This window comes from Kibdelosporangium banguiense, from assembly GCF_017876405.1.
Classification (GTDB): domain Bacteria; phylum Actinomycetota; class Actinomycetes; order Mycobacteriales; family Pseudonocardiaceae; genus Kibdelosporangium; species Kibdelosporangium banguiense.
Map to the genome: position 1 here is coordinate 11,005,572 of NZ_JAGINW010000001.1, position 19,245 is coordinate 11,024,816.

At 64.6% G+C, this 19,245-nt stretch carries 15 protein-coding genes; 5 read left to right on the forward strand and 10 right to left on the reverse strand.

Features of this window, described 5'->3' with window-relative positions:
• Window positions 1-285 precede the first annotated feature (285 nt).
• The 3 genes from JOF56_RS49255 to JOF56_RS49265 all read right to left on the reverse strand — a co-directional run bounded on the left by JOF56_RS49255 (window position 286) and on the right by JOF56_RS49265 (window position 3,667).
• Window positions 286-1,629: an IS630 family transposase gene (locus tag JOF56_RS49255; protein ID WP_209643729.1), complete on the reverse strand. Its 1,344-nt coding sequence runs from the start codon at window positions 1,627-1,629 to the stop codon at window positions 286-288.
• Between the two features lie 1,344 nt (window positions 1,630-2,973).
• A complete protein-coding gene (locus tag JOF56_RS49260) occupies window positions 2,974-3,165 on the reverse strand; it encodes a hypothetical protein (RefSeq protein WP_209646352.1) in 192 nt (63 codons plus the stop codon).
• 238 nt (window positions 3,166-3,403) lie between these two features.
• Window positions 3,404-3,667, reverse strand: a complete 264-nt coding sequence (locus JOF56_RS49265; protein ID WP_209646353.1) for a hypothetical protein — start codon at window positions 3,665-3,667, stop codon at window positions 3,404-3,406.
• Between JOF56_RS49265 and JOF56_RS61150 the strand changes: the two genes are divergently transcribed.
• The 3 genes from JOF56_RS61150 (at window position 3,666) to JOF56_RS49280 (ending at window position 6,052) form a co-directional block, all read left to right on the forward strand.
• A complete protein-coding gene (locus tag JOF56_RS61150; RefSeq protein ID WP_443667636.1) occupies window positions 3,666-4,214 on the forward strand; it encodes a hypothetical protein in 549 nt (182 codons plus the stop codon). The genes JOF56_RS49265 and JOF56_RS61150 overlap by 2 nt on opposite strands.
• 151 nt (window positions 4,215-4,365) lie before the next feature.
• The gene (locus JOF56_RS59155; protein WP_307855616.1) at window positions 4,366-4,806 is read left to right on the forward strand and encodes a Tn3 family transposase; all 441 of its coding nucleotides are present in this window, start codon (window positions 4,366-4,368) and stop codon (window positions 4,804-4,806) included.
• Window positions 4,807-4,819: 13 nt separating this feature from the next.
• The gene (locus JOF56_RS49280; RefSeq protein WP_209646355.1) at window positions 4,820-6,052 is read left to right on the forward strand and encodes a TrmH family RNA methyltransferase; all 1,233 of its coding nucleotides are present in this window, start codon (window positions 4,820-4,822) and stop codon (window positions 6,050-6,052) included.
• Window positions 6,053-6,772: 720 nt separating this feature from the next.
• Here JOF56_RS49280 and JOF56_RS49285 read toward each other — a convergent pair.
• The 3 genes from JOF56_RS49285 to JOF56_RS49295 form a co-directional block, all read right to left on the reverse strand.
• Window positions 6,773-7,246 carry an IS3 family transposase gene (locus JOF56_RS49285; protein ID WP_209646356.1) on the reverse strand — a complete coding sequence of 158 codons (474 nt, stop codon included), beginning with the start codon at window positions 7,244-7,246 and terminating at the stop codon, window positions 6,773-6,775.
• Window positions 7,243-9,339 carry a tetratricopeptide repeat protein gene (locus JOF56_RS49290; RefSeq protein WP_209646357.1) on the reverse strand — a complete coding sequence of 699 codons (2,097 nt, stop codon included), beginning with the start codon at window positions 9,337-9,339 and terminating at the stop codon, window positions 7,243-7,245. The genes JOF56_RS49285 and JOF56_RS49290 overlap by 4 nt, the downstream gene beginning before the upstream one ends.
• Window positions 9,340-10,168: 829 nt before the next feature.
• Window positions 10,169-10,537, reverse strand: coding sequence for a trypsin-like serine peptidase (locus JOF56_RS49295; protein WP_209646358.1), 369 nt, complete (start codon window positions 10,535-10,537; stop codon window positions 10,169-10,171).
• 205 nt (window positions 10,538-10,742) lie between these two features.
• Between JOF56_RS49295 and JOF56_RS49300 the strand changes: the two genes are divergently transcribed.
• The gene (locus JOF56_RS49300; RefSeq protein WP_209642021.1) at window positions 10,743-11,522 is read left to right on the forward strand and encodes a transposase family protein; all 780 of its coding nucleotides are present in this window, start codon (window positions 10,743-10,745) and stop codon (window positions 11,520-11,522) included.
• Here the strand turns inward: JOF56_RS49300 and JOF56_RS49305 are convergent.
• The 4 genes from JOF56_RS49305 to JOF56_RS49315 all read right to left on the reverse strand — a co-directional run bounded on the left by JOF56_RS49305 (window position 11,493) and on the right by JOF56_RS49315 (window position 17,842).
• Entirely contained in the window at window positions 11,493-12,149 is a 657-nt protein-coding gene (locus tag JOF56_RS49305) for a trypsin-like serine peptidase (RefSeq protein ID WP_209646359.1), read from the reverse strand. The two genes, JOF56_RS49300 and JOF56_RS49305, sit on opposite strands and share 30 nt — an antisense overlap.
• Before the next feature lie 171 nt (window positions 12,150-12,320).
• Window positions 12,321-12,443, reverse strand: a complete 123-nt coding sequence (locus tag JOF56_RS59860; protein WP_281065605.1) for a hypothetical protein — start codon at window positions 12,441-12,443, stop codon at window positions 12,321-12,323.
• Window positions 12,444-12,883: 440 nt separating this feature from the next.
• Window positions 12,884-15,892 (reverse strand): helix-turn-helix transcriptional regulator, encoded by a 3,009-nt coding sequence (locus JOF56_RS49310; protein WP_209646360.1) that lies wholly within the window; start codon window positions 15,890-15,892, stop codon window positions 12,884-12,886.
• 858 nt (window positions 15,893-16,750) lie between these two features.
• On the reverse strand, window positions 16,751-17,842 hold the full coding sequence (locus JOF56_RS49315) for an IS701 family transposase (protein ID WP_209648948.1): 1,092 nt from the start codon (window positions 17,840-17,842) through the stop codon (window positions 16,751-16,753).
• Window positions 17,843-18,434: 592 nt separating this feature from the next.
• Here JOF56_RS49315 and JOF56_RS49320 point away from each other — a divergent pair.
• Window positions 18,435-18,887 (forward strand): DUF2867 domain-containing protein, encoded by a 453-nt coding sequence (locus JOF56_RS49320; protein ID WP_209646361.1) that lies wholly within the window; start codon window positions 18,435-18,437, stop codon window positions 18,885-18,887.
• Window positions 18,888-19,245: the final 358 nt, after the last annotated feature.

Here is a 19,245-nt window from a genome sequence, read left to right on the forward strand (position 1 = left end):
CCTGGTCCTGCGCCTGGCAAAGAGGGTACCGCCGCATCCTCAGCGAGCTCCTCGTCCGGAGGTCGTCCCTGTTGTGCCGCACGTCGTCACGGGTTGCACGCACGATGCGCCGGGGTGATGTGGCCGTTTCCCTGTCTGGGATCATCCGTCTTCGGTTGCACGCCTTTGCGTCCCACTCCTGGGAGCAGACAGTCGAACGAGCGGTAAAGATCGTGCGGTGAGTGATCCCCTAATCGTCACATGCCGCCCCTAGTGTGCCGCGCCTGAGGTTTCGAGTTTAAGTAGTTATGTTGTTTTGGTGTGGGTAGGTGGAGTGATCTTGGCGAGGTAGTCGGCGAGGGAGTTGAGGATCTCGTCGGCGGTCTTGGTCCAGGTGAACGGTTTCGGGTCCTGGTTCCAGGTGTCGATCCATTCCTTGATGGCTTTTTCCAGGGCTGCGACGGAGGTGTGCACGCCGCGGCGGATGAGTTTGTCGGTCAGCAGGCCGAACCAGCGCTCTACTTGGTTCATCCACGAGGAACCGGTCGGGGTGAAGTGGATGCGGAACCGGGGGTGTTTGCTCAGCCAGGTCTTGATCTCAGGGGTGTTGTGCGTGCCGTAGTTGTCACACACCAGATGCACCTCGAGTTCGGCTGGCACGGCCTTGTCGATGGTGATGAGGAACTTCTTGAATTCCACCGCGCGGTGGCGGCGGTGCAGTTCGCTGATGACGGTGCCGTCGGTGATGTTGAACGCGGCGAACAGGCTGGTGATGCCGTGCCGCAGGTAGTCGTGGGTGCGGCGCTCGGGTGTGCCGGGCATCATCGGCAGGACCGGCTGGGAGCGGTCCAGCGCCTGGATCTGCGCCTTCTCATCGACACACAACACCACCGCCCGCTCCGGCGGATTGTGATACAGGCCAACGACATCCACGACTTTCTCCACGAACTGCGGATCGGTCGACAGCTTGAACGAGTCCTGCAGATGCGGCTTGAGATCGAACTTGCGCCAGATCCGCCCGATCGTGGACTTGGACAACCCGGTGCGGGCAGCCATCGACGCGCGCGACCAGTGCGTGTCGCGGCCCGGCGTGGACTCCAACGTCGCCACCACGACATCCTCCACCCGATCAAGCAGGATGGACGGTGGCCGCCCCGGACGAGGCTCGTCGAGCAGACCCTCCAGGCGGGTGGCGACAAACCGGGAGCGCCAGCGGTTGACCGTCGACTGGCCCACCCTCAACTCGGCGGCGACCTGTTTATTCGTCCCGCCCCGCGCGCAGGCCAGCACGATCTTCGCGCGCATCGCCAACGACTGCGTGGTCTTGGCTCGCCGCGCCCAGCGCGTCAACTGCGCGTGTTCGGCCTCGCTGAGCACCAAATCGGGTTTCTGCCGGCCCGGCCGTGGCTGATCGGCCAGGCCCGCCAACCGATCAGCCGCGAACCGGGACCGCCACTTGCCCACCGTCATCGTGGTCAACCCCAAACCGGCGGCCACCGCGGTATTCGATGCCCCGCCAGCACACGCCAGAACTATCCGCGCTCGCTCGGTCAAACGTGGCCGGGCCTCATCCTCCGCCCAGCGCAGCAACTCCGAACGCTCCACATCGGACAACACGATCTCCATAGCCCGCGGACCACGATGCGACATAGAAACACCCTACAGAACTACACTCAAGATTTCAGGCGCAGGACACTAGTTTAAACGACAGCCAACCATGGCTACCGAGCTGCCGAGAACAAATTCGTTGGCAGATAAGCGACAGTGACGCTCTTTGGCCACCTCACGTAGCCCTACGCAAGCTGTGGCAACATCTGATGGACAAGCCGGACAGTACCGGCAACGGGGACCGAAGGTCAGTGCACCCCGCTCCGTCGCCAGCTCGTCCGGGGACCCGCTGGGCCAAACGCGGAAACTGCGCCATTCCGGCGATTGGAGCGTCACCGCGCAGTCCACATAAAAGACATCGCACGCATGGTGGACGCCGGAGCACGCAAGAACTGGCGCCATGACGTGCCCGAGGCTTGAGTCCGGACTGACGGTATCCGCAAACGCTTGAGCACCCACCGGATGGTCGGGGCACCGACCCGGTGACCGAGTTTGAGCAGCTCATCCTGGATCATTCGGTGACCCCACCTCGGTTCTCCCTTGCCATACGCCGGATCAACGCGACGACCTCCGCGTCAACCGACGGGCAGCCAGGCCGATCTGGGTAGATCCACTTCCTGACCACCAGACGCCGATGCCATCGCAGCAGCGTGGCCAGCGTGACCAATCGTGTCGGCGTAACACGGCCGACAATCGCCGTGCCAAAGCGGCAAGCACGGCACGATCGACCAGTCCAGGCGGGGACGACGATTCTTCCGACGCAGCACCACGACCTCATGCCGCAACACCGGCAACTCCAAATCCTTCGACGCCGTGGAGCGCCCGAGCAGAACCAGCCGACCACCCAGCCGAACGAATATCAAATACAGCAGCCGCAACCACACATCCCACAATCATGCCCTAATGCACATGCTTGCGATCACCGCAGCCAAGGCCGCAGTGCACAGTTTCGGAACCCACAGGATGAATTATCACCCCAAAACACCTATAACGGTCACCTGGAAGGACACCCTGTGTATAAATCCGTCACTATCATTCACCGCCAGTGCCGCAACGAGAAGGACCTGATTATTGAAGGTAGCCCATCGACAATTGTCTACAGCCCACCCGGCATTATTGGCCGCGCCGGCGTTAGATATGGCGGCCAAACTTGCTGCCGGAGCCACACTGTCGATTCGATTCCACCGAGGTCCCACTGGGATAAGCAGGTCATCGTGTAGCCAATCGGGGCCGGTTCCCTGCATATCTACACCGGCCGTGCCTGTCAAAAATACGATGTCCCGGTTGTCGCTACTTCGCGTACGCAGCTCATGAGGACTGTCGACAAATGTAGCCCACCTACTCATTATTCATCACTCCTGTTTCAACTTTGACCGGCCTTCGGATTCACAGCATGGGCCACAACTGCTCATACGTTGGCAGTTCTCGCTGTTCAATATCTATTAGTTGCGAGTCAGGAACGGGAATAATCTCCGCAGGAGGCATCCCGGACACCAGGTGTCGAATTCCCGGAAAGCTGATATAGGGGCCGATCAAGCCAAGATCGGAAGTCAAGCCTGCCCCATCGGGTGTGGTCATGACGATCCTCCTGCAACTTTCAGCGACGACGAAAACAGTGCAATTCTCGACCACCGTTCAAGCAGGGACTGCGTCAGTCCTTACTCTCGACCAGTATCAGAGTTATCTAAGATAACGTCTTCAAACAAGGGGCCAATTGTTTGGCCACACCCCTTTTCCTGCGCGAGTCGGCGATGGACCCCGCGTCACGGTATTGCGCTATGTAGCGACTTGCGGAGTCCGGTCGACAAAAGATTGTCTATGCGGCGGCCGCCTTCGTGGTGATGCCGAGGTGGCCGAACAAGCTCTGCATGTCGATGCGGAGGGTCTCGTAGTCCCGGCTGATGTGGGGCGAGTGGGTGACGAACGCGTACTTCTTGGTCAGGTTGCGGATCGCGCCTCGGGCAGAGCGGTGGACCTCCCACACGGTCGCGGACGCGCGGGCGACCAGAATGAGGAACATGCCGGTCCCCACCGTGTGGGTGGCCAGGTCGCCGGGGTGTGGTGGGACCGAGCAAGACATGCCCGGGACCTTCGAGGACAACCGGGAGGCCGCGCTGCGCCGCGTCCGGGTCCGGGTCTCGCATATCACCCGGGAAAACCTGCGTCGCGCGATCGTGAAGGTGATCAACGAGACCCTGGCCGCGCGGGACCCCAAAGTGGTGGGGCAAGGCGACCACCACCGCCAGCGACTCGAAACGTTTCGGTTCGTGGGACTCGAATTCGCTGACCCAATTTCACGCCCGGTACGGCTCGAACGGGATCATGATCCACTGGCACATGGAAATGAGCCGCGTGTGCATCTATTTTCAGGTCAAGAGCTGCTCATTGTCCGAGGTCGCGGCCATGATCCAGGGCCTGTTGCGGCGTTGCCCGGACGCGCGGAGCGAGGCGAACTACACCGACACGCACGGGGCGTTAGTGGTCGGTCTCGCGTTCACCGAATTGCTGGGGTCCGGCTGCTGGCCCGGTTGAAGAACATCGGCGCGATCAAGCTCTGCAGCCCAGACGAGAGCCCGAACACCTTGAAGAAGCTGAAAGACGTGATCGTGAACCGGCCGATCGACTAGGACAAGATCACCGAACAGTACGACCAGATGGTCAAGTACGCCACCGCGCTGCGGCGGGGCACGACCGAGGCCGAGCAGTTGCTGCGCCGGTCCACCAAGGGCGGCGGCCCGAAAAGCCCCGCCTACCTGGCGATGGAAAAAACTCGGCCGGGTGATACGCACGATCTTCGCCAGCGACTTTCCGGCCAAGAAGGCACGGCGCCGGAAGATCCACTCCGGCCTGCAGGTGGTGGAGAACTGGAACTCGGCCAACGAGGTCGCCTTCTACGGCAAGGACGGCAAACTCACCGGCCCCGACCGGGAGACCATCGAAGTCTCGATGCTCGCACTCCACCTGCTCCAGTCATGCCTGGTCTACATCAACACCCCGCTGCTGCAACGGGTCCTGGTCGATCCGACGTGGGCGAACAAGCTGACTGAGGACGACCGCCGCGGGCTCAACGCGTTGTTCTGGACAAATGTGAACCCGTACGGAAATTCCGGCTCGACCTCGATAGCCGCCTCGACCTCAACCAGGCCGCATGCAGGCGCGGTGAGCAAACGTCCTTCCGGTACCGACCAGCGCCGCGGTCGGAGTGCGTCGGTCGCCTAATCTGGTAGTCGCTATGCACACTATTGACTCGATCAAAGACGAGCGCATCGCCGCAGCCCGCGCGTTGAGTACCCGGGCGGGACGGCTCGCCGCCGGTCGCTGCCTGATCGAAGGCGCCAGCCTCATAAGGCAGGTACTGGACGCAGGCGCCAGCCTGTGCTACGCGCTGCACGCCGAGGAAGACACCGACCTTCGTGCGGAACTACTCAGCGCCGGGGTGCCGGTGCACGTTGCGCGCGAAGGCTTGCTGCGCAAAGTCATCGGTAGCGCTAAGCCGGTCAGCTGGCTGGCTGTGGCAGTGCTGCCTCCTGAGGTCGGGCGCAGCGAACCGTACGGGGACTTCGCTCTGGTGTGCGACAAGGTGGCCGACCCGGGCAACCTCGGCACGATAGTGCGCACCGCGCGTGCCCTGGGTGTGCGGGACATCGTGCTGACCGACGAGTCGACCGATCTGGGATCACGCCGGGTGCTGGACGCGGCCCGTGGCGCTGTTCTCGGTGCGCGCGTGCGGCGCTTCGCCGATCCGTTGCACGCGGTGAAGTCGTTGCAGGGGGCCGGGTTCCAGGTCGTGGTGACCAGTCCTCGTGGACCCCATCTTCAGTCGCTGGCGCCGTTGCGTGGCGGCAAGGTGGCCCTGGTGGTCGGCAACGAAACCGACGGGGTGGATGAGGCCACGGTCGCTGCCGCCGACCTGGTGGTGCAGATCCCGATGGCCGGCGCCGTCGAGTCGCTCAACGTCGGGGTGGCGACCGGCATCAGCATTTACGAGTTGCGCATGAGGATGGTCCTGGCCATGTTGACCGACCGGATCCGGAACACGCTGGGACGTGACCTGGGCGTTGCCGGCAAGCTGGTGCGCAGGGCGTTCGACGCGCGCCTGCGCGAGGTCGGCGATCTGGACAGCACCCAGGTTGTGCTGCTGATGGTGCTGGCCTGCGAGCGAACGACCGCGTTGACTCAACTACGCAAGGATGTTGGAGTCGATGTGCAGGACCTGGACGCCGCCTTGGCCCCGATGGCTCAACGTGGATACCTCACCATCGACGCGAGCCAGGCCATGATCACCGCGCACGGCGAGCAGGCCATCGCCGCGCTGTGGACGGTGCAAGAGCGCGTCGAGGAGGAGCTATACGCCGGATTCTCCGAACAAGAACGGCACCAACTGCGGTCGCTGCTGCGCAGGATCCAAGACAACGCGATCCGGGTCGGTGACACCGCTGTGCCCCTGGAATCCAAGCAAATATGAAGAGAGCGACATCTGTTTGGCCCGTGCCTTCACGGGAAGCCGTTGTTTCGGTGAGACCGCACGCTGGGTTGATCACGTCCACATGCCCCATGCTCCCTTGCGTCGCTCTACGCAGCAGGAGAGCCGGTCGCGAACCGCACGGTCAGAACAACTCGGCCGACATTGCCTTGCACAGCCGGCATCAGAGTGCAGCATCCACGCGGCAACGCCGAGCACGTTTGCCGGGCCACGGAAGGGGTCCGCCAACTTCTGATGGATCTCCATCGGCGAGTCGCCCGGGATGGTCACTTTCAACGATCAGCTCTGGTCACTTTGGACTAAGCGTCGGCAACAAGCAGTACCACAACTTTCACAGGCCGCACCAAGGTATCGCCAACGTCCGCGACCACTACAACCATTGCCGACGCCGCTCACCAAGCAGGCCTGGATCACCCGTCTCGATGTCCACCGACGCCCACGTTTGGGCGGCATCCTCAACGAATACCACCACGCAGCTTGACCCGCACGGATGACATCTTCGGCAAGCGCACGGCCAGGCTGTCGTCGTCCTATCCAACGACGGCAAGGCTACGGCGAAGACCTGCGGCGATTTTCGTGACCCCGGAAAGGAGGCGGCTGCACGGGGCGGTTTCTCCGACCGCGCACACTGGTACCGGGGTAGTGCGGCCGATAAGGGTGCCATCCCCCAGCCGCTTCCCGCCCTCCCCGGCGTCTCCCGGGTCAGTCGACTGCGCTCAGCTTCCACCAGGCTGCTGCGACAGCCCGGCGAGAAGGTCTCACACCTCCTTCGGGCCTCAGCGCCTCACGGCGCACTGGCGCCTCGTGGCGCTCGATGTCGCCGCACCAGCGCTGGTCGACTGCCTCGGCGGTGAAGTCGCGGCCGATCAGATCCGGCGCCGGCACTGGTGCCTGACCTGCGATGGCGGTGCGTTTCCACGGTTTGGGGTGACGTCCTTGCAGGCCCGCGGCCTTCATCAGCCACCAGACTCGCTTCGGGGAGACCGGGTGCCCGAGCGTGATCAGCTCGGCGTGCACGCGCCGCACGCCAGGGTTGCCGCGCAGCCGTTCGTACACCTGCGTGATCACCGCGACCAGGCCCTGGTCAGCCCGCTCGCGTTCACTGGGGGCGCGGTCGCGCCAGGCGTAGTAGCTGGCGGCTGCCGCAGATGGCGAGAAAGTACGGGGGTGGGTCATGGGCAGCCCCTGGAGTTCATCGGCTGGTCTCGGTGTCCGCAGAGCGCGGCGGGCAGGGCGCCTTCGCTCCATATGAGATAGCGGTTAAAGTCCTGGGTGGGTGTGCCCTCCAGGTCCACCCCGGGGATGTAGGCGCGCAGCGTGGGCGAGGGCACAGGCCGGGCGATCCCCGCCGTGGCGAGGGCTTGCGTCAGCGCTTCGCCGTCGGTGATGGCGCCGAGGCGCTTGGCGACGGTTGTGCCGGGCAGCGCGCGCAGGACCGCGCAGCGCAGGGCGTCGAACTCCTCGGTCGCGCCCAGTTCCGCCAGGCTCCACAGCATCCCGGAGAGGGCCTCAAGACAGATGTCGGCCTCGCGCAGCCCGTGCGCGATCCGTAGCCCGTCGCGGTAGGCGTGATACGCCCGTTCCAATTCCCCCGCGGCGGCGTAGACGAAACCCAGCTTGAGGCAGAGCTCTTCCTCGCCGAAGCGGTCGCCGCTGGCCTGGCACCGGGTGCGGGCCTCCTCCAGCACGGCGGCGCTGCGGTCCCGTTCACCGGCCTTGGCCAGCAGCACGCCCATGCGGGCGTCGAAGGAGGTGCGGAACTCCTTGCTGTCGCCGGCCAGATACGGCTCGAATGCCCGGCGCCAGAACCCCACCGCATCACGGAACCGTTTCGAGATCTCCAGCAGGAACGTCAGGTTCGCCATCAGGTTGTGCCGCAGGTACGCCGGGGCGGCACCCGGGGTCTCGCGCACCAGCGCGAAAGCGAGGATCTCTAGGGCGAAGGCGTCGGCGAGCAGCCTTTGTCGCTCGGTCGGGTCGGTCGCCGCCTTAGCGCGCAGCGTGTTGACCAACGCCTGTCCGGTGTGCAGCCAGGCCCGTTCCACCTCGCGCTCTACGGATTCCGCGCCGTCCGCGTCGAGCACGGCGAGACCGTTGGCGTAGTGGGCGTCCGCGCCGTCGAGGTTGTAGTTGCGCTTGGTGTCGATCAGGCCGCGCAGGTAGTGCAGGTGCGCTTTGAACGCCGGGTCGCCGGTGAGCCCGGCGGCCAGCGCCAGCTCGCGTGCGGCAGAGGCGAACTCGTCGAGCTGGGCGTCGGCGATGCCGATCAACCGGTGCGCCTGCGCCCGCTCCTCCGCGTCCGCCGCCCGGTCCAGCGCGTGCCAGGCCAGGTAGTAGACCCGCTCGTAGTTCTGAAACACCAGGGCGTCGCCCATAGCCAGCAGGAGCTCGCGGTGCTCGTCCGGCAGATCCGGGGCCTGCTCGGGCTCGGCGGGCTCGGCGGGCAGCGGAAGGTCGGTGGCGCGCACCATGCCGGTGGCCGTGAGGCGGGCGAAGAACCGCTCCCGCGCCGGACCGATGCGGGCCAGCGGATCGTCCTCGGTCGCGTCAACGCTGGCCGGTCCGGCGGTGGCCACCACCGACAGTCGGTCGTCGGGCTCGGCGAGCAACACGACGCGGTAGAGGCAACGCAGGGAGGGCCGGTCCCAGCGTTCCAGGCCGGGGATCACCAGCGTCAGCCCGTCCGCGAAGGAAGCGCAGCGTCGGCGGATCTCCAGGATGGTGCGCGCGATCCGGTCGATCACCAGCGCGGCGTGGTGCGACTCGCGGCTGATGCGACGCGTCACCGCGAAGGTGACCGCCTCGGCCAGGTGGCCAACCCCGATCTGCCGCACCCGGTACGGGTCGATCGCGAACAGCCCCTCGGGCAGGCGCTCGTCGGTGAGCAGTTCCGGCGCTTCCCGCCGCACCGTCGGCAGCAGCGCGGCGCACACCTGGGAAATAGCATCTAGAGTAAGAAACCCGGGGCCGACCGGCGACATACGCTGCGCATTCGGTGCGGCCGTTCGGATGATTTCCCACATCGCATTGTCGGCGTCTCGCCCCCGCACACCGGCCGCGATCACAAAGGCTGGGTGCTGCCGGCCGGGAAACATGATTTCTTCGTCGGACGGCACCAACGGCAGCGCAGTGCTGATTTTCCCCGTCATATCGTCCCCAACGGGTCGATTCGGTGTGCCCACTGCGATCGGGTCGAGTGGCGAACTGCGGCCGACCGGTAAACGCTTCCAGCGGCCCGCTGCAGCCACACGTGAAACTTCGGGCTTCACCGCGTTACCACCTCACGACGAAAGCCGCTGTCTCGACCTTCTCCTCCACGTCGTCCAGACCAGCGCTCATAGCGGCCAGAACCTTCCTCCAGCACCGGCGTAAGCTCCTGTTCAGACACGGTTTCACCTGGCTTCTCTATCTAGCGGGGGGCATCAGCGCGGACATGAAGTCTCACGGCTCGCGCATGAGGAAGGAGCCTGTCGCAACCCATAGGCCGTTCTCTGCCGGCCGCTCCCTTGCGGGTTTGTTGTCCGAGGACTGATCCAACTGAGGCTGATCAAGACTCGACCTGTGAGCCAGCTCAGGCGTCCTCCCTGACGGGCTCGGCCGGCCGAGGCAACACGCTCAACTGATCTGCCCATCGGGACAGCCCCAAGCCCCTGAATGATGTCATGTCCGCGCATTCCCGCGGGGACGAGAACCCACGGACGCATATTCCGCCGCGGACACCAACTGCCAGCCACAGGACCAGATCCCTGCTAAGCCCGTCCACCGACGCGAGACCGAAAAGGGCATAGGCCGGCGACTCCGTACTGCTGGCGCCAAAGCGCCACGGCGGCGTGTCAGCACTGGACACCGGGCCGAGTGAACGAGGTGCACGCGAAGGTTGAGGTGGCACGCGATCAGGCAACGAAGGCGACGAAATAGATGCTCCGCACTGAGAACACGTCTCGGATTCCCCACACCGGGCCATGGGCGGGCTGACAACGACAACTTCACGCCGGACCAGAAGATCGGGAGATGGCTTGCCAGCCTGTGCGGATTGTCACTAGTGCCAGCATGCTCGACACCGAAGTCGCCGTCATACCTGCTTCCGTCCGCGTCCCTTCAGGTGCTTGCCTGCATGTACAGATCGTGTGCCGCGTCGCCAAAATAGGGAGAGTAAATCGTGTTGGGTTTGCTTAGATAGTTGTAGGACGAGTGACCGTTGACCCAGCCGCTGCTGTCACTGGTGAAGCCGAAGAACCATGGGCCTCCGCTGACTCCGGACGTGCTGTCACAGCCGATGCTCATCCTCTGCGGAGCAGCGCCCTCACTGGCCGCGTACGGGGCATCACACTCAAGCAGGTGCTGTCCGTTGAACGGCGGCCCGGTCGGGTAGCCCAGTGCCTGAAAGTTCTGGTTTCGAGGAAAGTTCCAGGCAACGCCCGCGCTGCCCACGATGTCGGTCAGCGGACCGCGCTCGTTGTGTCGCATGACGATGTCGCCGAGGTCGAATTCCCACCGCCCGTTGTTGATCCACTCGCTGAGCGCTTTTCATCCTGGTGTGGATATGTTGGTGGGTAAGGGATCCGAGGTGACAAGGTGATGTTCATCGGCGTGTCGTTACCGCGGACGTGACGAAGCCCTTGGTAGGACAGCAATCGACCAAGATCCATGTCCGTACAACCAAGGGCTTCAGATGCTGTTTTACCGTGCCGCGCTGCCGTTGTCACGTCAGACCCTGACCTTCGTGTCCGATCTCATCCGCGCTCACCGCCGAGAGCTGGGCTCGGCGTGGCGCAAGCTCAACCCAGGCCAGCAGGCGCTGTCGGTGCTGGTGTATCTGCGTAAGGGTGAACCGTTCGCGCAGGTCGGCGCCGGGTTCGACATCTCCACCGCGACCTGCTGGCGGTATGTCAACGAAACCGTCGAGTTGCTGGCTGCTCGGGCGCCCAAGCTCCGGGCGGCGTTGCGGAAGGCCAAACGCGAGAAGATGGCGTACGTGATCATCGACGGCACGCTGATCCCGATCGACCGGATCGCCGTCGACCGGCCGTTCTACTCCGGCAAGCACAAGCGCCATGGGGTGAACTTGCAGGTGATCGCGTCTCCGGATGGGACGATCCTGTGGGTGTCCGGCGAGTTGCCGGGCAGCACGCACGACACCGCGGCCGCCCGGATCTGGAACATCCTCGCCGCGCTGCGCGATGCGGGGCTGATCGCGTTGGGTGACAAGGGCTACCACGGCTACGACGAGACCAGCCAACAGGTGATCACCCCGTACAAGGGCAAGAACAAACCCGAGTCGCAGAAGGATGCCAACCGCGCTCACGCTCGGCTGCGCGGCCCCGGCGAACGCGCCAACGCCCAGCTCAAGTACTGGCGCATCCTGCACAAAGTCCGTGTCAGCCCGCATCGCATCGGCCGACTCGCCAAGGCCATCCACGTCCTACAGAACTACGAGGTCACCGCAGGATGAAAAAGGCTCGCTGTGGGCAAACACAGCCTTGGATACCCAGGTTCCATGCGGACAGTTGCCGTTGTGGTATGCGGGGCAAAACTTCCAGTCTTTACGCCATTCCTTGTGTTTACGGTCGTACAGGCAGTGGCCCGCAGTGTCCACTGTGCTCTTGTTGGCGCTCACCACCGCGGATCCCGAGCAGAAGAATTCACGTTCGACGCCACGCTCATCTTTTCCTGTGAAGAACAGCCGACCCACGGTCGAGTAAGGCCAGGCCGTCGAATCAGGGTTCCACGCCGTGAACGGATAGGGACGGTCAGCATGCGATCGCGAGGCCATGTCCGGCTGTGCGTGACGCACTCGGCGGCCCACGGGAGGAGCGCCCGCGACACTATACGGTTTGCCTGTTGGTGAGGGCTGCGCGACGGGTGACGTCGGTGCGGAGTTCGGCACCGCCGGCTTGGTGGCGTCCACCGCCGCCCGCATGCGATCCGGTGTCCAATAGTCACCTGCCCGATTCGCTTCCGTTGTTCCGACGGAATGTCTGTCGACCGATTCGCCATGACCGTGCCGCCCCGTCGCTGCGGCACCGCCCAGCGGCAGCGAATCAGCAGAGAGCGATATTGTCAGGCCGAGGACGGACAATATCGCGAGTATATATGCAAACCTCTGGAAGCTATTCAAAATCGTGTACCGACCATTCTGTTGCCACGTTTCGAGATTCGAGGAGTGGCACATCGTCCGGGCCCCTCCTGAGCGTTATGAACCTGTCAGGCCACGGGGTGACAGGGCGATAATGAGGTTCATTCACGCGTGTCATATGCCCGTCAAAAAAGTTGTTACGACAACATTTTCAATTTCATCGGCGAAGACCACCAGGCAGGTTCCTACCGCAATGAAGCCGACACCGATCGCAACGAGAAGTACAATCAGATTCACGTCGCGACTCCATTTAGGTAATGACATGAGCGAAAACCTTCCCGACTCATTGTGAAAGCGGTCCCGACCTCAGCATTGTGTAGCACCATCGGTTGCGAACAAGGGTCCCTTTGTCACGCTGAGGGTTCTACTGGCCCTATGTAGCGAGATTCCCGAGTGGGGCGCATGCCCTGTCAGCATTGGTCTCACGGATAACCGGTCTCAACCGCATTGCCAGCGGACATCGCTTCGACGGTAGGCGCGCCCCTTGGTCGAGGACGCGACGGACCACGGGAGCTGGCATAGCAAACTGCAAGAGTCGGGGCGTGTGGTGCCACGACCGTTCCTCCTTTCCGAGTCCGAACCAGCAATGTGCGACGGAGTGCGGCGTGGGGCATGGTGCGTCAGATATGGCCCTTATCCTGTTGCAGCACCGCCGACCACAGCGTCAGGGCAATCCCTTACTTTTCTGGCTCGAGGTCGGCGCAATCGTCGTCTCTGCTGCCGTTGTCGGCCCGCGCCAGCGCATTTGCCACTGCGGAGCGGGTGGGAACGCCAAGCTTGGCGAGGATGCGGGAGAGGTGTACTTCGACGGTCTTGTGGCTCACATGCAGGTGTTTGGCGATTTCACGGTTGGTCATGCCGGTGCCGATCAGTCGTGCGATCTCGAGCTCTCGGCGGGTCAAGTCCCCGGTCCGGTCGGAGTGGCGGGAATTGCGGGGTCCTCGCGCGTTGACGCGTCGTTGCGCCCGCAGTGTCCAGGCCTGGAACAGGCCCGCTCCGCATGCGGTGAACAGTGCATGCGCGCTGGCCAGTTGCTTGCCGGCCAGTTCGGTGTGGCCACAGGTATCGAGCAGGACACCGGCCAGCAGATGTGACCGCCCCGCGTCCAGTCGGTCGCCTGCCTGGGCGAAGGACTCGGCGGCGGCCGTGGCGTGTGCGACGGCTTCTGCCGGGTCGGTCGACCGTAGCGCGTGAGCCCGGGCGAGGTGCGCGAATCCGGTGCGCGTCGATAGCCCCAGTGTGGTGGCGAGCGCTTCTGCGTGGTCGGCCCATTCCGTAGCTCGGTCGGTGCGGTTGAGGGCTGCCTCGGCGGCGGCAAGCAGTTCGAACCAGCAGGCGCGGGACAGTGGGTCGAGGTTGGGTAGTGCTGGTCCGCCGCCCGCCTGAAGCAGGGTCTGGATGCAGGCGTGTGGATCGTCGGCATACAAGTGGGCCTGCGCGAGCAGGGCGTGTGCGACGGCCGCGGGCCAGTCCTTGACGGCTCCCGCCGTGGCGACGGCTTGTTCGCCCAGTTGCAGCGCTCGGGGGATGTCTCCTCGCCACGTGGTGATCCAGCATTGCTGAGCCAGGGCGAAGGTGCGTAGTTCGTCGCTGCCGGTCAGTAGTGCCGCTTCCAGCGCGTCGTCAAGGCAGTCAGCGGCGTCCTGAAGGCGTCCCAGCAGTCTGTATGTGGCGCCTTGGCCCTGGCGTAGGTAGGCCACCAAGAGGATCTGCCCGGTCGTGCGGGCCAGACGCAGGCCACGATCGAAGTGCCGCAACGCCTCGGCCGGCCGCTCGAGGAACATTTCGCTCAGGCCGAGCCAGACCGTGGCCTCCAGGTGCCTCGAGAGATCGCCGTCCGGCAGGGCATCCACCACGGCACTGGTCTGATCGAGCATGGTGAAGGTGTCCGCGTTGACGGTTCCGTCGAGCAGGTCGTTCAGCACGCACATGCCCAGCGCGGTGGCCAGCAGGGCCCGATCCGTCTGGTGGCGTGCGATCGCGAGGGCCTCCCGCGCCCAGGTGTGGTGTGTCGTGAACTCACCGCGTGTGAGGCGGCCCGAGGCGAGTTCCAGCTTGAGCAGCGCCGCCGCGACACTGTCCGGGTCCGCCAGGCCGTCCAACTCGTGCAGGAGCAGGGCGCGGGCTTCGGCGTGGTGGCCAAGCAGGCGGTCGATCACCGCGCAGAAACCCACGACCCGGGCGCGCTGCTCGGCGGGCTCGGCTGGCAGCAGGCGGAGTACTTCGTGTTGCAGATCCCGGCTGTCAGCCAACCGTCCGGTGACACCCAGGGCCTTGGCGCGCATGCTGAGCAGGCTCAGCCGCATGGGCTCCAGCTCGACCTCATCCGGCAGCAGGCGCAGCGCCACCGCCAGCCAGTGCGCTGCCGTGGCAGGGGCGGTGTTCAGGGTCGTGGACGCGGCCTCCAGCAGCACATCGACGGCCTGCCGGTCACCGTAGGCCGCCGAACGTTCCACGTGGTGCGCGCGTGCGGTTGCGGGGGCCGCGCGCTGCTGCAGCGCTGTTGCCGCGCGGGCGTGTGCAGCCACCCGCCAGCCTGCCCCGGCGCTCTGGTAGGCGACATTGCGCACCAGCGGGTGCCGGTAGCGGAAATGACCAGCTATGCGGGCCGGGCGCAGCAGATCACGCTCCACGAGCCGATCGAAGGCGGCCAAGGCCTCATCCAGCTCGCACTTGGCGATCGCCGCCACCAAAGGGGGGTCGAACTCCTCGCCGGCGACCGCTGCCGCGTGCGCGACCCGCAGTTCGGTGGACGCCACGGCGGTCAGCTCGGCCGACAGGGCGGCCCGCACCGGGGTGGGAATGTCCTGTGCCGGGTCGATGCGATCGTGTTCATCGATGCCGTGTTCCCCGCTGCTGTCTCGGGCCAGCGCTTGCAGGTACAGGGGGTTTCCGCCGCTGGCCTGATACAGCCGCGTCCATCGGCCTGGGGTGATGCCGTGGCTGTGCCCGTCCTGGCCGAGCAGCTGCTCGGCCTCACCGACGGTGAGGGGGCCAACCTCGATCAACTCGGTGTCGTCACGACGCATCGCCTGCGACAGGCTGGCGCTCAGCCGCGTGGATGCCTGCCGCTGGCGGTAGGCCACGGCCAACACGACACGGGCCGCGGGCGGATGTCGGATCAGATGATCCAGCAGTTCGATCGAGCCGTCATCGGCCCAATGCAGATCATCCAGCACCAGCAGCAGACCCTCTGGCGCGGCCAGCACCTCCAACAGCGCTCGCGCGGCCCGATGCAGGCGGTACCGCTCGACATCCATCACAGCCTGGTCGCGCGCCGATCCCCTACGCAAGGGATAAACCGCGCGTAGCAAACCCAGAGACTCCTCGCCCAGTTGCGCCAGCCGCTCCGCCGACACCTCGGGCAGGTGGTCCGCGACAGCATCAACGAATACGCCGAACGGAAGGTCTCGCTCGAACTCGGCCGCACGCCCCCACAACACCGGGACACCCACGTGCCGAGCGAGCCCAGCGACCTCCTCCAACAACCGGGTCTTACCGATCCCCGGCTCGCCCGCCACCTGGGCAAAGCGTGCGGCCCCCTGCCCCGACGGCCACATCAGTAGCCGCCGCAGCCGGTCCACCTCCTCGCGCCGCCCGACCAAGCACCCCTCACACCCAGCCCAGACCGCCCCCTCGGTACCCATCGCATCCCCAGGTGACTGCTGCCCCGCGGCAGCTCCCATGATGTTCCTCCCCAAAACATGTATTCGTACGCCCGACGCCGAAACGGCGAAAAGGGCAACAGGCGCGCAACACCCCGCAGCGTCGCCTGATGAAATTGCTGTTTCACCCCGCAGGTAACTAATCAGGCGAGTTGAACGGCTGTGCTCATTGCACGAGAACCTTCCCCCTAGCATCGAAACCAGACGACCTCGTCGTACTGACCGTCGACGCTCCTTGACCAGGCAGCACCGTATGGGAAACTGCCGTCTGCAGACATGACGTTAGGTAGCGATGAGAGGCAATACGTCGGGAGAACTACCTCAAAACCGTCCACGATGACTGGCCAAGCCCCCCCCCCCGGCTTACCAGCGTAGTAAACGGGCATGCGCCAGCCCCATCAAGCACCCGCCCCCAGATTCCGCCCATTATCTCCCTGATGCAAGGAACGAGCACGGCGCAGCATCGCCACCGGCACGATCTGGCCACGTCGTTGCGTGACCACGACACCAACCGGGTCATAATGACCGCGTTTCTTTGTATGGCAGCTAACGGCGGTCCAGGGAACATGCGGTCCCCTCGCCGGAACGAGCGACCCGTCAAGACCGCCCCGCCCGTACGAGTTCACCCTGCCAATACCGCAAGGCGCCGGCCTGGAGGTACAGACCTTGCGCCGCGTCTCCGAAATAGGGCGAGAACAAGGGCCTAGTGCGGCAGCAGCAGTCTGGGATGTTTGATGCGTTGTCGCTGGTAGTGGCTGTGGCGGGCTCGGGTTTGGTGGCGTCGTCGCCAGTCTGACCAGTGATCGGTGTGTGCCCGGGGGTGCGCGGGACGGGTCAGGTTGGCCCAGAGTCGTCTGATTTCGTTGCAGGACAGGGCGATCAGATCGCTTCCCTGACCGCTGGTGCCCCTTTTTCCTCACGGACACGTTCAGCGTGGGCGGTGACAGCGAGGAACGCCGCCGCGAGCATGGACAGAGTGATATGCCGGTACCACGCGTCGTACTTGCGAACCTGATAGTGATCCAGCCCGGTCTCGTTCTTGGCGAACTGGAACGTTTCCTCGACGGCCCACCGGGATCCGGCGATGCGGACCAGTTCGGCCAGCGGCACCGGGTGGCGGGTGTGACAGATGTAGTAGGCCAGTTCGGTGGGCTTGCTGATCGACCGCCGCACCAGCAGCAGGTGCTCATCGGCGCCGGGATCGATCAGCAGCCAGTCATAGAGGCGATGGCCCTTGCTGCCCCGTCCGGCCGAGAGGCGCTGCCAGCCCTTGCGAGGTGCACTGCGAGCCAGCTCATCAGCCCGCGCAGATCCTTTCGGGGTGGCCAACCGCTGGTCACAGGACACCGCCATGACGTAGTTGAGGCCGTTGTCTTCCAGCCATGCCCGCAATCCCGGGTTGTCGCCGTAGGCCTCATCGGCGGTGAACCAGCCCAGCTCGACACCGGCGTCCAGCACACGTTCGAGCATCCGCTGGGCCAGCACGGGTTTGGTCGCGAACCCGACCTCGGCACCGATGCCGGCCTGCGCACAGCGTTCCCGATCCTCGGTCCAGGACGCCGGTAAGTAGAGTTCCCGGTCGATCAACGCCCGGCCACGGGCGGAAACGTAGGCCAGGAACACGCCGAGTTGACAGTTCTCGATCCGCCCGGCGGTGCCGGAATATTGGCGTTGGACCCCGGCAGACTTGGTGCCCTTCTTGAGAAAACCGGTCTCGTCGGCCACAAAGACCCCGCTGGGATCAGCGAGGTGGTCCAGCACATAGGAGCGCAGATCGTCGCGCACCGCCTCGGCGTCCCAACGGTAAAAGTTCAGCAACCGCTGCATCCCGTCGGGAGTCAGGTCACCGGCCTGCTCGGCCAACGTCCAGGAGTTCTTGCGCTCGGCACCCGAGAGCAGCCCCAGCAGGTACATCCGGGCCCGCCGCCGCGAGTCGGCCTGCGCGAAACGACCCGCGACCAGCGCGAACATGTCATCGAACCCGGCCCGCCACCGGGCCAGACGATCATCAACTACAGTCCATGACGCGGCCACCGCCGCGTCTTCTTCGAGATCCAACACACCTTGAAGTTGATCACGCGGTGGCCGTCTTCTTGATCACGACCCACCGCAGATGATCACACTGTGCGGTTGCCGTACTAGCCAGCGCCGGTTACTCCACGTGTAGGAGGCCTGACCGTTGACCCAGCCGCTGCTGCCGCTGTTGAAGCCGAAGAACCATAGGCCGCCGCTGACACCAGGTGCTGCCGCAGCCCATCTCGACCGTGCGGGGGTAACGAACAGCGCAGCGGCGATCTCCTCGGTGATCCAGCCGCCCGCGGGCAAGCCAGCACCCCTCTCTACACCGCAACCAAGACGATCACGTCGGTCACGAACCAGAAATAAGAGCCAGAAATAAGGGATTGCCCTGACGCTGTGGTGCACGGCGCTGGAAAAGAATCGGGGACACGTCCGAGCGCACCTCCGCGTCGCTCGCCGTCCAGAGCAACTCGAGATGCGTTCGAAGGAAGCCCGCATGGCCCATATCCACGTTCGTGCAGTACCAATCCCGGCCGACTCACGGTTGCCCACCCAGCTGACACGAACCGACTTCGCCGACGCCTACGCCGTACGGCTACCACCCGACACCAGCACCGATCCGCGAGAATGGGCACAGCGCCTCTTCGCGAACACGCCCCGATGGGTCCACCGCGCAATGGTTCTCCGCGACCGACTCGTCAGCGTCGTCGGGCTCAAGGCTGCCGGGCGCATGGCCAACAACAAGGCGGCAATGCCCTTTCCGGAACAGGCCCACACCGAGCGGGAAGTCATCCGCGGTTTCGATGACCGCCATCTAGACTTCCGGTCCTGTATACACGTCGAAGAAACGGACGACGGCGTGCAGCTCACCATCGGCACCGTAGTGCACTTCCACAACCTCTTCGGCCGGCTGTACTTCCTGCCAGTCCGCCCCCTCCACGCCTTGATCATCCACACCATGCTCCATCAAGCCGCAGCGCACCCAGCCATCACATGACACCGACCAAGCCGCTGACTCAAAGTGAGGTCAGAATCATGTCGAGAGACCGACGGCGACACACGAGCCTCCCCGGACTCTCCCGCCTCGACCGGCGGCATCCTCCTCTTTGCCGCCAGGGGCCATAACGAAATCATGGCGCGACCGCCAGTGTCACGATGTCGATTGGTTCGATATCAAGGGACGTTCTTCTGGCAGCGAGTCATCCCCCATTGACCCCACCTGACCAGTTACGCAATTGGAAGGCCAGAAACATGACGGAACAACGACAGAAGTATCTGCGTTGGATCACGGCCGTGACTGCTGGCATCATTGCCATTCTCGGTTACGCAATCGCCCGACGCAGATTGCTAATGCC

Coding starts and splice junctions, on each gene's coding strand:
- JOF56_RS49255 (WP_209643729.1), bottom strand. CDS start 1,629: ATGTCGCATCGTGGTCCGCGGGCTATGGAGATCGTGTTGTCCGATGTG.
- JOF56_RS49260 (WP_209646352.1), bottom strand. CDS start 3,165: ATGACCACACCCGATGGGGCAGGCTTGACTTCCGATCTTGGCTTGATC.
- JOF56_RS61150 (WP_443667636.1), top strand. CDS start 3,666: ATGCCCGGGACCTTCGAGGACAACCGGGAGGCCGCGCTGCGCCGCGTC.
- JOF56_RS49265 (WP_209646353.1), bottom strand. CDS start 3,667: ATGTCTTGCTCGGTCCCACCACACCCCGGCGACCTGGCCACCCACACG.
- JOF56_RS49280 (WP_209646355.1), top strand. CDS start 4,820: ATGCACACTATTGACTCGATCAAAGACGAGCGCATCGCCGCAGCCCGC.
- JOF56_RS49285 (WP_209646356.1), bottom strand. CDS start 7,246: ATGACCCACCCCCGTACTTTCTCGCCATCTGCGGCAGCCGCCAGCTAC.
- JOF56_RS49295 (WP_209646358.1), bottom strand. CDS start 10,537: ATGCGACACAACGAGCGCGGTCCGCTGACCGACATCGTGGGCAGCGCG.
- JOF56_RS49300 (WP_209642021.1), top strand. CDS start 10,743: ATGCTGTTTTACCGTGCCGCGCTGCCGTTGTCACGTCAGACCCTGACC.
- JOF56_RS49310 (WP_209646360.1), bottom strand. CDS start 15,892: ATGGGAGCTGCCGCGGGGCAGCAGTCACCTGGGGATGCGATGGGTACC.
- JOF56_RS49315 (WP_209648948.1), bottom strand. CDS start 17,842: ATGTTCGCGCTGGTCGCGGGTCGTTTCGCGCAGGCCGACTCGCGGCGG.